The organism is Pseudomonas gingeri (assembly GCF_013386165.1).
GTDB classification, from domain to species: domain Bacteria; phylum Pseudomonadota; class Gammaproteobacteria; order Pseudomonadales; family Pseudomonadaceae; genus Aquipseudomonas; species Aquipseudomonas gingeri_C.
The window spans coordinates 248,191-263,883 of the sequence record NZ_JACAOS010000017.1; the positions used below are offsets into that span (position 1 = coordinate 248,191).

14 protein-coding genes are annotated in these 15,693 nt (G+C 61.8%); 6 read left to right on the forward strand and 8 right to left on the reverse strand.

Annotation, left to right across the window (positions count from 1 at the left end; all coding sequences use genetic code 11):
- The first annotated feature begins 35 nt into the window (after positions 1-35).
- Entirely contained in the window at positions 36-1,928 is a 1,893-nt protein-coding gene (gene thrS / locus HX866_RS21335; protein ID WP_177140374.1) for a threonine--tRNA ligase, read from the forward strand.
- 14 nt (positions 1,929-1,942) lie between these two features.
- Here the strand turns inward: thrS and HX866_RS21340 are convergent, their stop codons facing one another.
- On the reverse strand, positions 1,943-2,458 hold the full coding sequence (locus HX866_RS21340) for a DUF3617 domain-containing protein (protein WP_177140375.1): 516 nt from the start codon (positions 2,456-2,458) through the stop codon (positions 1,943-1,945).
- A 130-nt stretch (positions 2,459-2,588) separates the two neighbouring features.
- Here HX866_RS21340 and cls point away from each other — a divergent pair, with 130 nt between their 5' ends.
- Positions 2,589-4,028 carry a cardiolipin synthase gene (gene cls, locus HX866_RS21345; RefSeq protein ID WP_177125662.1) on the forward strand — a complete coding sequence of 480 codons (1,440 nt, stop codon included), beginning with the start codon at positions 2,589-2,591 and terminating at the stop codon, positions 4,026-4,028.
- 49 nt (positions 4,029-4,077) lie between these two features.
- Here the strand turns inward: cls and cfaB are convergent, their stop codons facing one another.
- The 4 genes from cfaB to bufA2 form a co-directional block, all read right to left on the reverse strand.
- On the reverse strand, positions 4,078-5,262 hold the full coding sequence (gene cfaB / locus HX866_RS21350) for a C17 cyclopropane fatty acid synthase CfaB (RefSeq protein ID WP_177140376.1): 1,185 nt from the start codon (positions 5,260-5,262) through the stop codon (positions 4,078-4,080).
- Positions 5,263-5,389: 127 nt separating this feature from the next.
- Positions 5,390-6,181, reverse strand: coding sequence for an HvfC/BufC N-terminal domain-containing protein (locus tag HX866_RS21355; protein ID WP_177093913.1), 792 nt, complete (start codon positions 6,179-6,181; stop codon positions 5,390-5,392).
- Positions 6,172-7,017, reverse strand: a complete 846-nt coding sequence (gene bufB / locus HX866_RS21360) for an MNIO family bufferin maturase (RefSeq protein WP_177140377.1) — start codon at positions 7,015-7,017, stop codon at positions 6,172-6,174. Before bufB ends, HX866_RS21355 begins: the two co-directional genes overlap by 10 nt.
- A 69-nt stretch (positions 7,018-7,086) precedes the next feature.
- On the reverse strand, positions 7,087-7,338 hold the full coding sequence (bufA2, locus tag HX866_RS21365) for a BufA2 family periplasmic bufferin-type metallophore (protein ID WP_177093911.1): 252 nt from the start codon (positions 7,336-7,338) through the stop codon (positions 7,087-7,089).
- 701 nt (positions 7,339-8,039) lie between these two features.
- Here bufA2 and HX866_RS21370 point away from each other — a divergent pair.
- Together HX866_RS21370 and lpdA are read left to right on the forward strand one after the other, a co-directional pair.
- Positions 8,040-8,378 carry a hypothetical protein gene (locus tag HX866_RS21370; RefSeq protein ID WP_177093910.1) on the forward strand — a complete coding sequence of 113 codons (339 nt, stop codon included), beginning with the start codon at positions 8,040-8,042 and terminating at the stop codon, positions 8,376-8,378.
- Between the two features lie 134 nt (positions 8,379-8,512).
- On the forward strand, positions 8,513-9,913 hold the full coding sequence (gene lpdA, locus HX866_RS21375; RefSeq protein WP_177093909.1) for a dihydrolipoyl dehydrogenase: 1,401 nt from the start codon (positions 8,513-8,515) through the stop codon (positions 9,911-9,913).
- Between the two features lies 1 nt (position 9,914).
- On the opposite strand, the gene HX866_RS21380 is transcribed toward lpdA, so the two are convergent.
- Positions 9,915-10,388, reverse strand: a complete 474-nt coding sequence (locus HX866_RS21380; protein WP_177093954.1) for an Lrp/AsnC family transcriptional regulator — start codon at positions 10,386-10,388, stop codon at positions 9,915-9,917.
- A 143-nt stretch (positions 10,389-10,531) separates the two neighbouring features.
- Here HX866_RS21380 and HX866_RS21385 point away from each other — a divergent pair, with 143 nt between their 5' ends.
- Both HX866_RS21385 and HX866_RS21390 read left to right on the forward strand, forming a co-directional pair.
- Positions 10,532-11,155, forward strand: a complete 624-nt coding sequence (locus HX866_RS21385) for a LysE family translocator (protein WP_177093908.1) — start codon at positions 10,532-10,534, stop codon at positions 11,153-11,155.
- A gap of 96 nt (positions 11,156-11,251) precedes the next feature.
- Complete coding sequence (locus tag HX866_RS21390) at positions 11,252-12,754, forward strand: aldehyde dehydrogenase family protein (protein ID WP_177093907.1); 1,503 nt, start codon at positions 11,252-11,254, stop codon at positions 12,752-12,754.
- A gap of 175 nt (positions 12,755-12,929) precedes the next feature.
- Here HX866_RS21390 and HX866_RS21395 read toward each other — a convergent pair whose 3' ends face one another.
- Together HX866_RS21395 and HX866_RS21400 are read right to left on the reverse strand one after the other, a co-directional pair.
- A complete protein-coding gene (locus HX866_RS21395; protein WP_177093906.1) occupies positions 12,930-14,981 on the reverse strand; it encodes a pyridoxamine 5'-phosphate oxidase family protein in 2,052 nt (683 codons plus the stop codon).
- A gap of 57 nt (positions 14,982-15,038) precedes the next feature.
- Entirely contained in the window at positions 15,039-15,668 is a 630-nt protein-coding gene (locus HX866_RS21400) for a glutathione S-transferase family protein (RefSeq protein WP_177093905.1), read from the reverse strand.
- Between the last annotated feature and the right edge of the window lie 25 nt (positions 15,669-15,693).

Sequence of the window (15,693 nt, forward strand, 5' to 3'; positions counted from 1 at the left end):
CGCTCCACCGCCTGATCGACCAAGGACCGCCACCGATGATCCGCATTACCCTCCCCGACGGCTCGCAACGCGAGTACGACCAGCCGCTGACGGTGTTCGAAGTGGCTGCCAGCATCGGCACCGGCCTGGCCAAGGCGGCGGTGGCCGGCCGGGTTGACGGTGTTCTGGTGGACTGCGGAACCCTGCTCGAACAGGACGCGGCGGTGAGCATCGTCACCCCACGGGACGCTGAAGGCCTGGAGATTCTGCGTCACTCCTGCGCACATCTGCTGGCGATGGCGGTGAAGCAGTTGTACCCCTCGGCCCAGGTCACCATTGGCCCGGTGATCGAAGACGGCTTCTTCTACGATTTCGCCTATGAGCGCGCCTTCACCCCCAAGGACCTGGAGCTGATCGAAGCCCGCATGCAGGTCCTGGCCGCAACCAATCATTCGGTGCGTCGCCGTGAGTTGCCCCGTGAAGAAGCCATCGCCTGCTTCGAAGAACGCGGCGAGCACTACAAGGCCGAGCTGATTCGCGCGATCCCGGAAGGTGAGGTGCTGTCGCTGTATCGCCAGGGCGATTTCGAAGACCTGTGTCGCGGCCCCCACGTCCCCTCGACCGGCCTGCTGCAAGCCTTCAAGCTGACCAAGGTGGCGGGCGCCTATTGGCGCGGTGATGCCAGCAACGCGCCGCTGCAACGGATCTACGGCACCTGCTGGGCCAACGCCAAGGACCTCAAGGCCTACCTCACCCGCCTCGAGGAAGCCGGCAAACGCGACCACCGCAAACTGGGGGCGCAACTGGACCTGTTCCATTTCGACGACTGCGCGCCCGGCTCAGTGTTCTGGCACGCCAAGGGCTGGACCCTGTTCCAGCAACTGATCGGCTACATGCGCAAACGCCAGGAACACGCCGGCTACATCGAGGTGAACACGCCGGATGTGATGGATCGCGGGCTGTGGGAAACCTCCGGGCATTGGCAGAACTACCGCGACCACATGTTCACCACCACCACCGAGGATGAGCGGGTGTTCGCCCTCAAGCCGATGAACTGCCCCGGCGCGGTGTCAATCTTCGGCCACGGCATCAAGAGCTACCGCGACCTGCCGCTGCGCATCGCCGAGTTCGGCAAGGTTCATCGTTACGAGCCTTCCGGGGCCTTGCACGGTCTGTTGCGGGTGCGTCACTTCACCCAGGACGATGCCCATATCTTCTGCGCCCCGGCGCAGATGCAGGCCGAATGCGCAACGGCGATTGCCCTGGTGTTCGATATCTACAGCGAGTTCGGCTTCGACGATATCGTGGTCAAGCTCTCCACGCGCCCGGCCAACCGGATCGGCAGCGACGAGACCTGGGACCAATTGGAAGGTGCGTTGATCGGCGCCCTCGGGCACATGGGCATCGAGTACCGGATCAATCCGGGCGAAGGGGCGTTCTATGGGCCGAAGCTGGAGTTCGTGCTGCGCGATGCAATTGGCCGCGACTGGCAATGCGGCACCTTGCAGGTCGATCTCAACCTGCCGGAGCGCTTCGATATCGGCTATATCAGCGAAACCGGCGAGCGCCAGCGGCCGGTGATGCTGCACCGGGCGCTATTCGGTTCGCTGGAGCGTTTTATCGGCATTCTGATCGAGCATTACAGCGGCGCCTTGCCGGTCTGGCTGGCGCCGTTGCAGGCGGTGGTGCTGAACATCAGCGAAGGCCAGGCCGAGTATGCAAGGGATGTCGCCGAGGGCCTGAAGATCCGCGGCCTCAGGGCCAGCGCGGACCTGCGCAACGAGAAGATCGGCTACAAAATTCGCGAACACAGCCTGCAGAAAGTGCCGTACCTGCTGGTGGTGGGCGAGAAGGAAAAGGCCGCCGGGCAGGTCAGCCTGCGCAGTCGGCAGGGTGAAGACCTGGGGATCATGAGCCTGGAGGCGGCGTTTCAGCGGTTGACCTCATGACCCCGATCCCGTGATCAGGTGCGCGGCTTAACCGGCCCGCAATCCTGTCCCATCCACACCGCACGGGTTTCCATGCTGCCGTTCTGCTGAATACCGGTGGCATTGAAGGTGCCGCTGACCTTGGTGCTGAACTCGCGGTCACTGACAAAATGTGCCACACCGCTGCCCTGGGCCTTCGGACAGCTGAAGCGGAATTTCCAATCCGGGCCGTTGCGCTCGGTGATCTGCTGGTTACACCCGGATTGCGGATCGGTCAGCGGAATCGAATCGGAGGCCACCTGCTGCTGCGTCAGGCACACCCGCACGCCTTCGCCGCCCAGGTTGATCCCCTGCTTCTCCAGCGCCGCGCGCTGCTCCGGGGTGGTGTTCTGCTTCAGCACACCCATGAGCATGCCGACATCCAGCGCTTGGTTCTCGACCTGCACATTGCTGGAGGTCAGCTCCCACAAACCCGGTTGCAGCACCTGCGCCTGGGCAACGGGAATCATTGAGCCAAGGACAAGGGCCAGGCCCGGCAGACGAAGGTTCATCAAGTAGCTCCTAGAAAATGGTCCGTCTTAGACGTCAGAATCGTGCTGGGGTTGCGTCAAGAATTAAATAGCGACAATAACAGCGGAACATGGTCTGTTAGACATTGAAGACGCCCGAGCAGAATCGCCCATGGATTTTTTTGGCCCACACCTTTTCGCCTACCTGATAGCCCTGATTCACTCCCTTGGCCTGATCGCTGCGATCCATGCCGTGCTGACCGTGCGCACCGCCCAAGGCGCCATCGCCTGGGCCCTGTCGCTGATGTTCATCCCGTACCTGACGCTGATTCCCTATCTGGTCTTCGGCCGCAGCACCTTCGACGCCTACATCAAGGCCCGGCGCCAGGCCAACGTGGAAATGCGCAAGGCCATCGCCGACCTGAACTGGCGCCCCTGGGTCGAGGAGGCCCTCGCCGCCCGTAGCTCCCAGGCCTATGCCTCGCTGCGGGCCATGCCGAAACTGGGGCGCATGCCGTGCCTGGCGAATAACCAGGTGCAGTTGCTGATCAACGGCGACGCGACTTTCGAGGCGATTTTCCAGGCCATCGACCAGGCCCGGGAAGCGGTGCTGGTGCAGTTTTTCATTATCCATGACGACCAGCTCGGCCGGCGACTGCAGAAAAAGCTCCTGGAAAAGGCCGCCGAAGGGGTGGCGATCTATGTGTTGTACGACCGCATCGGCAGCCATGCCCTGCCCCACACGTACGTCGAGACCTTGCGCGAGGGCGGCGTGCATGTCCGTGCGTTCGCCACCCGCAGCGGTTGGCTGAACCGCTTCCAGGTGAACTTCCGCAATCATCGCAAGGTGGTGGTGGTCGATGGCCTGGTGGGCTTCGTGGGCGGGCATAACGTCGGCGACGAGTACCTGGGGAAAAATCCGCCCCTGGCGCCCTGGCGCGACACCCATGTGCAGGTGATAGGCCCGGTGGTCGCCTGCTTGCAGGAATCTTTTGCCGAAGACTGGTTCTGGGCCTCGCGCAAACTGCCGCCGCTGATCCTGCCAGAGTCCTACCCGGACGACGGCGTACTCTGCCAGCTGCTCGCCAGCGGCCCGGCCGACCCGGTGGAGACCTGTTCGCTGTTCTTCGTCGAAGCCATTCATGCGGCCCGGGAGCGGGTCTGGATCACCAGCCCCTACTTCATCCCCGACGAAGCGGTGTTCGCCGCCTTGCGCCTGGCGGTGCTGCGCGGTGTGGATGTACGCCTGCTGCTGCCCTCGCGCCCGGACCACCGCATCGTCTACGCCGCTTCCAGCCTGTACGCCTTCGAAGCGGTTCGCGCCGGCGTGCGGGTGTTCCGCTACCGCCCCGGCTTCCTGCATCAGAAAGTGGTGTTGGTGGACAATGAAATCAGCGCCATCGGCAGTGCGAACCTGGACAACCGCTCGTTCCGGCTGAATTTCGAACTGATGTTGCTGACCGTGGACGAAGCCTTCGCCCGGCAGGTGGAGCAGATGCTCGAGCAGGACTTTGCCCTGGCCCATGAAGTGGCCAAGGACGAAAGCCGCAAGACCCACCGCCTGCAACAACTCGGCATGCGGGTCGCACGGTTGATCTCGCCGATCCTCTAGAGAAGCACCTCAGCGCAGGCGCCGCCGACTTCGGCAGCGCCTGCGGTGGCTAGCGATAGAGATCGTCGCGGGTCCAGGGCAGGTTGTGGCTGCCATCGGCGAAGGCTTTCACCGCCAGGATCTGGTGCAGGTTGATCCAGCCTTTCTCGAAGGCGTAGGCACAACCGGCCAGGTACAGCCGCCAGATCCGCAAGGCCTGTTCCGGCACCTCGCGGCCCGCCGCCTCCAGATTGTTTTCCAGGCGCTGGCTCCACTGCTCCAGGGTCCGCGCGTAATGCAGCCGCAGGCTCTCCACGTCGACCACTTCCAGACCGGCCTCGCTGATTTCGGCGGAAATCATCGACAGGTGAGGCAGTTCACCATTGGGAAACACATACCGATCGATAAAGTCACCGGCCCCGCGTCCCACCGGACGTCCGTCGGTGTGCTTGGCGGTAATGCCATGGTTCATCACCAGGCCGCCTTCGCGCACGGCGCCGAACAGGATCTCGCAGTACTGCTTGAGGTTGGCGTGGCCGACGTGCTCGAACATGCCGACGCTGACCACCTTGTCAAAGCGACCGTCCTGGGGCAGGTCGCGGTAATCGAGCAGTTGCAGGTCGACCTTGTCCTGCAGCCCCTCGGCGATCACCCGCTCCTTCGCCAGCGCCAGTTGTTCCTTGCTCAGGGTGATGCCGAACACCTTGACCCCAAACTCCCGCGCGGCATAGCGCGCCAGCCCGCCCCAACCGCAGCCGACATCCAGCAGGTACTCGCCAGGCTGCAGGCGCAGCTTGCGGCACAGATGGCGGAACTTGGCTTGCTGGGCTTCTTCAAGGGTAGCGTCGGCACTTTCGAAGTAGGCGCAGGAATAGACCATCTCGCGGTCCAGCCAGAGCTGGTAGAAAGCGTTGGAGAGGTCGTAATGGTAGGAAATGGACGCGGCGTCGGTGGCCTTGTCGTGGACCAGGCGAGGCGGCGGGTTGTCCCCTTCATCCTCCAGCAGCGCCTGGCTCAGGTCGTCGCAGACCCGTACGACTTCGCTGATCGATCCTTCGAGTTCCAGCTTGCCTTCAACGAAGGCACTGCCCAGCAAGTCCAGCGTGGGATGGGTGAATTGAGCGACCAGTTGTGGGTCCTTCACAATGATCGTGACACTGGGCTGCGGCCCAAGATTGATCTCGTGGCCATCCCAGAGTCTCAGGCGAAGCGGTAGCTGAAGATTCTGTAAGGCCGGTGGAAGTTGCGCGAGCATGAGTAATCCCCCTTGTTTCAGACGTCTGAATTAAGGGTAGCGCATTCACAGGAACTGTCAGCCTATCGAGATAATAGACTCGAACTATGGGATTTGCCCGATGCCGCCCGGCGAAGAAGTGACGGCGTCAAAGCCCGTGACGCTGGGAGACCAGCCCTTCGTTCACCCATTGCTTGAGCCAACTGACCGCTTGCAAGGGCGCCCCCTCTCCCAGACTGACCGCCAGCTCGGCGCACAGTTCGGCGAAACTCCAACCAGCATTCACCATACCGCCCAAGGCGTGGACTTCCTCTGGCTCAAGGCTGCGGTACTGGCACACCAGACCGGCACGCCAGACCAGGCAGACCTGGGGCTGCTCCAGTTCGAGGCTGTCGGGAAACTCCGCTTCGGCCTTCACCGCCCGCCACATCGCCAGGCTGTTGAACCGGCCATCGAGCCACTGCACGCTGGGCACCAGCTCAAGTTGCAGCGACGGCCAGGCCTCGGCCGCCAGGGTGGCCATGGCTTCCAGGGTCAGGGGCTCACCCGGCGGCGCATCGAAGGCCAGGGTAAAGGCCCATTCCAGGCGAATCAGTTCCGCCAGCGGCTCGCCCTGGGCCGGCACCAACTGCCGCAGGACAAACGCCTCGAACCCGGCGCCCAGCCAGCGCAAGCTGTAGTGGGACGAGGGGCATTCACTCAGGTAGGCGGCGGTCAGCGCATCGAACTCCTCGTCACCCATCCAGTGCCAGACCGTGGGAAAGTCACTGCGCAGGGTTTCCTGCAAACGGGCGCGGTAGGCGTTGTGGTAGATCGCCAGGCCAGTCTCGACATCCAGGCTCGGCCCGCCGATCAGGCTGTCGCCCAATGCAGCAGCCGCCACGGCGCTTTCCCCCAGCAGGTAACGCTCAAAGGCCAGCTGCCAGTCGTTCAGGCGCATAGCGACCTCCTGGCCAGGGCAATAGCGCCCAATTCACGGGCCTTGCCCAGTTCGTCCACCAGTTCATCCAACGGCGGAAAGTGATCGTCACGCTCAAGCAAGGTCGCCACCGGCCCCAGGTGTTCGAGGGTCCGCTGATAGAGTTCCCAGACCGGATCACAGACCGGATGATCATGGGTGTCGATCACGTAGTCGCCATAATCGGCGTGCCCGGCCAGGTGCAATTGACGGACCTTGCCCGGGGGCAGGCCCTGGATGAAGGTCCAGGGATCAAAACCGTGATTGCGCCCGCTGACATAGACATTGTTCACATCCAGCAACAGCTCGCAGTCGCTCAGGCGGCTGAGGGCTTCGAGAAACTCCCACTCGGAAAATTCATCGCCGGCGGCCCGCACGTAACTGGAGACATTTTCCAGCACCAACGGTTGTTGCAGCACGTCCTGGACCTGGCGGACACGGCCCGCCACGTAGTACAGGCTTTCTTCGGTGTAAGGCAGCGGCAGCAGATCATGCAATTGATGGGCGTTGCCGCGGCTCCAGCACAGATGGTCGGAAATCCACGCGGGATTGACCCGCCCGGCCAACTGCTTGAGTTGTTTGAGGTAGTGCATATCGAGTTCATGGGGCCCGCCGATGGACAGCGACACACCATGCATCACCAGCGGATAACGCTCGGCGATGGCATCCAGGTAATACAGCGCCTTGCCGCCCTGGACCAGGTAATTCTCGGAAACGATCTCGAACCAGTCCACCGCAGGCGACTGCTCAAGGATTTCCTGATGATAGTGACTGCGTAAACCCAGGCCATAACCCAGGCAGGGGCGGGAAACGGGCATACTGGACTCCTTGCGAAAGTGTCCGCAGCGGCATCGTGGCCGACCGCTGCGGGTGCACTCGGGCGTCGCTTATTCGCCGACTTTACCACCAGCTTTGTCACAGGCCGACTTGGTCATGGCCTTGAAGCCCTGACCTTTGCAGGAGCCCATGCCTTTGCAAGCGTGGTCCTTGGTTTTGCAGTCGTTCTGGCCTTTGCAGGCGTTGACACCATAGCAGTGAACCTGGGCATCGGCAGCCGACGCTTGGGTTACGACACCAGCAAACAGGGTAGCGGCGGCGAGAGCGAGTGCGGCACCGGCAGCGGCGGTTTTGATCGACATGTTTTTATCCTCGAAAATGCGTTGGGGGTGTCGGTCCGAACGGAATGTTCAGTCTCGACATTGCAGTAGAGAGAGGTCGATACCGGGCGTTACAGCCCCTTGCAAAATTTTTTGAAAATAAATTTTCGCCCCCCTCCCCCGCCTCGACAGACGCACCGATCGACTGTCCCTCAGCGGGGAAGACCTGTTGAAATATTGCGTTACTCCATAACAGCGTTTTTCCTGATAAGGGATAATGCAAATATTGTCCGAGCGCTATAGCCGTCTATTAACCAACTCAATATTACGGAAAACACTGACATTACTTTATCTGATATCCCACTGTTAGAAACAACCAGAAAAATTGCCACTCACCAATGGGACACTCATGTAACAAAATTCAACATCTGCGCGACTTGATTGGTATCCTGGCAATGACTAACATTCCACTGACCCCAAATAGCCCTTGTTGGTTCATTAAAAATTTCCGTAAGTTTCAGTATTGAAAAGCGCCTTCCAACGGTTCCGCACCGCGCCTAACCCCTTGAGTAGAAGGCTCGAAACCCCGAAAACCTTATTCAACCTCGTACCTTTACCAATGCCATGAGGCCGAATAACTTATAACTATATGCCTCCCCTTAAACACGTGATCCCCTTTGTGCGCGCCGCCGACTAATAACATGCCCAACACTCGGCGCGCACACTTGAGCGACGGAGCAGCCATGAGCCACACCTTGAGTGAGTACCACTATTTTCAACGTCCGTTGGGGACTGTCCCTAATACGGAGACTTCCAGTTGTCTGACCATCAATCAAGCAGGTTCACCCCTGGGCCTGAGCAATCTGCTGGACTTGATCAGTCATGAAATCAGCCGGGAAAACAATCAGCAGATTCACCGACTCACCTTCAAAAGCGGCCAGACACTTTGCATCAAAGCCGACTCGGAACTGGTCACCGTCCGAGGCCGAAGGATCAATTTCCACGCCGACTCGACGTACCCCTACACCACCTTTCTGGAAGATCCGGCCCGCAGCGGCAGCCGCCAAAAGTCCTCCAGGTGACACCCTGCTGTCGAACCCCTTCGACGCGTGAAGCCTTGACCAAGGTTGTGCACAGGACAATATTATGATCATAATATTTTATGACACCTATCTTTGTCCTTCTTCCTCAACGGGTGCCTCCCAGGAGAACAGTCATGAGCAGCTACGACGTAGTCATCATCGGAGGCGGGCCTGGGGGCTACAACGCCGCCATTCGCGCAGGTCAGTTGGGCCTGAAAGTCGCCTGTGTGGAGGGTCGCGCGACCCTCGGCGGGACCTGCCTGAACGTCGGCTGCATGCCGTCCAAGGCCCTGCTCCACGCGTCCGAACTTTATGAGGCGGCCATGGGTAGCGAATTCGCCAACCTTGGCATCGAGGTTAAGCCCAGTCTCAACCTTGCGCAGATGATGAAACAGAAAGACCAGAGCGTGACCGGGCTGACCCAGGGCATCGAATACCTGTTTCGCAAGAACAAGGTCGAGTGGATCAAGGGCTGGGGACGAATCGCCGGCCCCGGCAAGGTCCTGGTCAGCGCCGCTGACGGCAGCGAGAGCACCTTGCAGGCCAAGGACATCGTGATCGCCACCGGCTCCGAGCCGACGCCACTGCCGGGCGTCGACATCGACAACCGACGTATTCTCGACTCCACGGGGGCGCTGTCGTTGCCCGAGGTGCCCAAGCATCTGGTGGTGATCGGCGCGGGGGTTATCGGCCTGGAACTGGGCTCGGTGTGGCGCCGGCTCGGTAGCCAGGTCACGGTGGTGGAATACCTGGATCGGATCTGTCCCGGCGTGGACCTGGAAGCCGGCAAGACCTTGCAGCGCTCGCTGAGCAAACAAGGCATCGGTTTCCGACTGGGCTCCAAGGTCACCAGCGCCATCAGTTCGGCAACCGGTGTACAGCTGCGCGTGGAGCCAGCAGCCGGCGGCGAGGCAGAGTTGATCGACGCCGATTACGTGTTGGTGGCCATCGGTCGTCGTCCCTTCACCCAGGGGCTCGGACTGGAGAGCGTAGGACTTTCCACCGATAAGCGCGGCATGCTGACCAACCAGGGCCACCGTACCGAGGCGGCGGGGATCTGGGTGATTGGCGATGTCACCAGCGGCCCGATGCTCGCCCACAAGGCCGAAGACGAAGCCATGGCGTGCATCGAGCAGATCGTCGGCAAGGCCGGCGAGGTCAACTATGCACTGATCCCCAGCGTGATCTACACCCGGCCGGAACTGGCCAGTGTCGGTAAGACCGAAGAGCAGCTCAAGGCCGAAGGTCGCGCCTACAAGGTCGGAAAATTCCCCTTCAGCGCCAACAGCCGGGCCAAGATCAACCACGAGACCGAGGGTTTCGCCAAGGTCCTGGCCGATGAGCACACCGACGAAGTCCTCGGTGTCCATCTGGTGGGCCCGAGTGTCAGCGAGATGATCGGCGAGTACTGCGTGGCCATGGAGTTTTCCGCCTCGGCCGAAGACATCGCCCTCACCTGCCACCCGCATCCGACCCGCTCCGAAGCCTTGCGCCAGGCGGCGATGAACGTCGAAGGCCTGGCCACGCAGATCTGAATCAGTCGGGCAGGTGATTCAACGGCAGCGGTCCGGGCGCCTTTATCGCCTGGATCGCGAAGTTGCTGCGGATATCCCGCACCCCGGGCAGGCGCAGCAGCTCGCCATTGAGGAAGCGCTCATACCCCCGCAGATCGGGCACCACCACTTGCAGCAGGAAGTCCGACTCGCCGGACACCAGAAACGCCGAGATCACCTGTGGCAACGCCAGCACCGCCAGGCGAAATGCCTCGGCTTCGGCCTCATGGTGGCGCTCGACCTTGACCCCGACGAACACCGTCAGCCCCAACCCGACTTCATCGCGATCCAGGTTCACCTGATAACCGCGAATCACCCCCGCCTCCTCGAGCATGCGTACCCGACGCAGGCACGGTGAAGCCGAAAGGCCAATTTCAGCGGCCAGCTCGACATTACTCAAGCGTCCATCGCGTTGCAGCGCCGCGAGAATTTTACGGTCGTAGGCATCGAGTTTTATTTTTGGCATATCCAACTATTCGTCTCGACTGTATTGGCAGAAAGTACCAAGTGTAGGCCTTTAACAGGTCGAATACGCAAGCACCTGCCCAGGCCTTCCGGCATAGAATTTTCTCCAGTGACCCCCCTTGGAGAAACAGCACGATGCTCCTCTACCTGTTCGCACTGGCGATGGTTTATCTGCTTCCCGGCCCCGACATGATCCTGCTGCTGCAAACCGGTGCCCGCCATGGCCGCAGCCAGGCCCTGACCACCGCCCTCGGCCTGGGTATCGCCCGCGCCTGCCATGTGGCGCTGGCGGCCTTGGGCCTGGCGGCGTTGTTCAAGGCCGCGCCGTGGACCTTCGATATGGTGCGCCTGGCAGGCGCCGCTTATTTGCTGTGGATCGGCGTGCGCATGTTGCGGCCCGGCTCACTGGCATTGTTGAGCGCCGGCCCCGAAGGCGCCCAAGCAGCCTTGAGCTGGCGCGCCGCCCTGCAACAAGGCTTGCTGACCAACCTGCTGAACCCCAAGGCGCTGTTATTCTGCTCCGTGCTGCTGCCGCAATTTGTCGATGCCCATAGCGGCCCGGTGGCTGCGCAGTTCCTTGGCCTGGGCGTGACCCTGGTGGCGGTCGGGCTGCTGTTCGACAGTTGCTACGCCCTGGCCGGCGCCTGGATCGGCCAATGGCTGGACAAGAGCCCACGGGCGCAACGCCTGCAGCAATGGCTGTTCGGCGGGCTATTGATCGGCTTTGCCGTCAGATTGGCGTTTATCCAGCAGGCTTGAGGGCTGTCCGGTAAAAGAAACACCGTTAGCAGGTGAGCCGACGGCGTTTTTCTTATACATTTTGCCTTCTACTTTCCATGGACACGTTCTCCCATCATGACCAGCACGCTCGATCGTCTTATCGCCGGCACTCCAATTCTCTATGCGGGTAACCGGGTTTCCCCGGTGCCACCGGAATTGGCCGAGCGTTTCCAGCCGGGCGATCATCTGCTGGTGGACCAGGCCAGCGGCGAGTTGCTGCTGATCCCACACGCCGTGCAACAGATTGCGACCCAGGCCATCGACACAGCAAAGGGCGCGTTCACGGCCCTGGCCCAGGTCTCGGATGAAGCCATCAGCCAGTTTTTTGATCGGTTCGCCCAGCACCTGGAAACGCCGGCGTCCTGGGCATTGATCGAGGCCGCGAACCAGGCCGATATCGCCAAAGCCAAGGCTCGCGGCCGCTCCACCACCCGCCTGCTGGCGAGCGAGGCCATGCGCCGCGACATGATCGCCGGGCTGCGGGCCTGGCGCGACGCACCGCTGATTCGTGGTCGGGTCCGTGAGTCCGTGGAACATCAGGGCTGGAAGGTCGAGCAGGTCGTCGCGCCCTTGGGCGTGGTGGCGTTCGTCTTTGAAGGCCGTCCGAATGTGTTCGCCGATGCCGCCGGCGTCCTGCGTACCGGCAACACTGCGGTGCTGCGGATCGGCAGCGATGCCCTCGGCACGGCCCAGGCGATTGTTCGTCACGCCCTCAATCCGGCGCTGCACGAAGCCGGTTTGCCGGCGGGTGCGGTGTCGCTGGTGGAAAGCAGCGACCGGGCGGCCGGCTGGGCGATGTTCGCCGACCGCCGTCTGTCCCTGGCGGTGGCGCGGGGATCGGGCCACGCAGTGAAGCAGCTCGGCGGCATCGCCCAGCAAGCGGGCACCGTGGTCAGCCTGCACGGCACTGGGGGCGCCTGGCTGGTCGCCCATCAGGACGCCGACGCCGAGCGTTTTGCCGAAGTGGTGCGCAACTCCCTGGACCGCAAGGTCTGCAACACCCTCAACGTTTGTGTGATCCACCGTCAGCGAGCGGCAGAACTGGTGCCGCTGTTCCTTGAGGCGCTGAAAGCGGCCGGCGAGGCGCGGGGTCAGCGTTGCAAGCTGCATATTGTCAGCGGCGATGAAAGCGTGCTGCCCGCCGAGTGGTTGCAAGCCCGGGTGCAGGTCCAACGTGCCGAAGGTTATGAGGAAGAAGCACAAACCGAGTCATTGCCGGAAGAGCAACTAGGCCGCGAGTGGGAGTGGGAAGATACGCCGGAAGTCAGCTTGAAAATCGTCGATGAGCTGGATCAGGCGATTGACCTGTTCAATCGTTACAGCCCGCAGTTCACCGTGTCGCTGATCAGCGCTGACCGTGACGCCCATGACTACTTCTACAACAACATCAATGCGCCCTTTGTCGGCGATGGCTTCACCCGTTGGGTCGACGGCCAGTACGCGCTGAACAAGCCGGAGCTGGGGCTTTCGAACTGGGAGAACGGGCGCCTGTTTGCCCGTGGCGCGATCCTGTCCGGAGATGGCGTGTTTACCCTGCGTAGCCGCATGAGCCAGATCGACACCAGCTTGCGGCGCTGAGCCAGGCCGGCTTGCTGCGGTGGATGCAAGGCCGCCATCGCCAGCAAGCCGGCTCCCACAAGGTCCGGGTCAATCACAGGTTTTGTGTGCACCGAAAAACTGTAGGAGCCGGCTTGCTGGCGATAGCGGTGGCGAAAATGGCCTCTATACCACAGGCATACCACCGCATCCGTCACTACAGATCCAACACCAACGGCTCCTCACTCTTCGCCGGAATCGCGCAACAAATCAGCACCTGCCCTTCCCCCGGCATTTCCGCGGGCGGCTGTGGATAATGCACCTGCCCGCTGATCAAGCGCGTACTGCAAGTTCCACAGGACCCACCCCGACAACTGAACTCCGGCTGCAGACCCCGGCTTTCTGCCAACACCAGCAAGCTGTCAACGTCCGGCTGCCAGCGAGCTTCCTTGGCCGAACGGTAGAACACCACCGGCACTGACTCCGTCGCCGCTGGCGGCTGCTCAATCTGTGGCGCACCAGGGTCCTGGCGGCGGCGCAACGTCGAGGGTCCAAAGGTCTCCGCATGAATCCGCTCATCGCGGATATCCATATCCCGCAGTTGATCGTACAAACCCTGGGTAAAACCACCGGGCCCGCACAGGACAAAATCCACCGAGTCATAATCGTCGACCATCAGCACGGCCTTCAACACCTCGACATCGAGTCGACCCTGCAGATGGTAATCCTCACCCGGAACCGCATCAGGCTCCGGTTGGCTCAACAGCCGAACCACCTGGACCGTATCCCCCGCACGCTCCATCAACTCATCCAGCTCGGCCCGAAACGGCTGCTCCGCCAACGACCTTGAGCTGTGGAACAAAACCGTAGGCCGCATCCGCCGGGTGCGTTTGCCCTGATACACCACTTCGCGCAACATCGACAGCAAGGGCGTAATCCCTACCCCCGCCGCCAGTAATACCAACGGACGCTGCTCATGGGCCGCCACGGTGAAATGCCCTTGGGGTGCACGCGCCTCAAGCACATCACCGACCTTGAGCTGGTCATGCACATGGGAAGACACTCTCCCGTCGCGCTTGACGCTGATCCGGCAGAACTCATCCGACGGCGCCCCCGACAAGCTATAGGTGCGAATCTGCGTCTGCCCGCCCAGGTCGAAACGCAACGGCAAATGCTGCCCAGCCTGAAATACCGGCAGCCCCGCGCCATCCGTCGGCTCCAGGTACAGCGAGCGAATGTTGCGACTTTCCTCGACAATCCGACTGATCCGCAAAGGCCGCCAGGCATTACCCAACGCCTCGGCTTGCAAGCGGGCAGCCGCCTGATCCCAACTGCCGGTCATCAGGCTGTTGGGGGAAAAGCCTTCGAACTTCCAACGCAAAGTCGTGGCCGCCGGACGACGCACACAATGTTCCACGTGGAACGTCCACAAACGCTCAGCACCCTGAAAGGATTTCACCAGCGGTCCATCGAGGATGATCTCGGTCCGTCCGCTGAGCTGTAGCAGGTCACCGGTATTAAAATCGATAAACAACAGGCCGGCGCGAGGATTGATCAGCAGATTGCCCAAGGTGTTGAAGTGCAGATTGCCGGCAAAATCCGGGATGGTCAGGCAGTCGCCCTCGATCCGCACAAAGCCGCTTTGCCCACCACGATGGGAGACATCCACGGAGCGAGCACCGTCGATATCCACATAACTGGCGACAAAGAATGTATCGGCGGCATGGATCATTGCCGCCGCCTCGGCGTCCAGGCCTTGCGAGCGATAAACGACCTGCGTTGTCGGGTCCGGCGCGGGCACCCGCTGGAACTGACGCAGCTGGATGTACTGCGGACAATTACCGAAGGCATGTTCCACGGCGACGCTGAGGCCTTGCTCAGTCAGCGCCGCGACACGCCCATTGATGCGGTTACGCCGCCGGGTGTGCAGTTCGATCCCCAGCAAGCCGATGGCAGCACCGGTTCGCAGCGCTGAATGGGTGGGATCCGCAGCCAGGGGAAAACTCGCCACTTGCAGCCGCTTGGGGTCAGGAGAAAAGGCAAAGCCGGGCTCACCTTCAAACAGGCTCGCCCAAGGGTTGCCCTGATCGTCCACAGTGCCGAACAGCATGAACGGCAGCTGGCGATAAAAATCACGGTGCTGGTCCGGCATATAATCACGAATAGCTTTTGGACCGAGCTCCGCCATCCGTTGGGCGACACCGACCTGGGTCTGCATCTGCAGTTCGCCGCTATGCCAGGGGGAGCGGGAGGGACTGTGTGGGTTCATCGCGACGTCTCCACGGGAAACGTTCCCGGCCGAAGTGACCGGGAGGTTTCATTGACTTCAGGCGGTCTGCAAACCGGCAACGGTGCGCGGCATCGGCACAAAGCCCGGCAAGGCTTCGATCCGCGCCAACCAGGCACGCACCTTGGGGTAGTCGGCCAGCGAGACATTGCCTTCCGGCACATGGGCGATATAGCTGTAACCGGCGACATCGGCGATGGTCGGTGTATCCCCCACCAGATAAGACGACTGGTTCAACTCGTGCTCGACGACCTTGAGCAAGGCATGGGACCGGCTGATCGCCTCATCCGCGTCGAAGGGTGCGCCGAAAACCGTGATCAGACGGGCCCGAGCCGGGCCGAAAGCAAGCGGCCCCGACGCCACCGACAGCCAGCGCTGCACATGGGCGGCGCCAACCGGATCGGTGGGCAGCCAACGGCCTTGCCCATACTTGAGCGCCAGGTACACCAGAATCGCCGTGGAGTCGGCCAGGATCAGGCCTTGATCATCGATCACCGGCACTTGGCCAAAGGCGTTCAGGGACAGGTATTCCGGGGTTTTATGGGCACCACCGGGCAGATCCACATGAATCAGCTCCACCGGCAAGCCGAGCAGGGACAACATCAGTTCGGCACGGTGGGCGTGACCGGAGCGGGAAAAGTTGTAGAGCTTGATGGGGGTCTGGGACATGGCGGGACTCCACGGGGATAGAAGC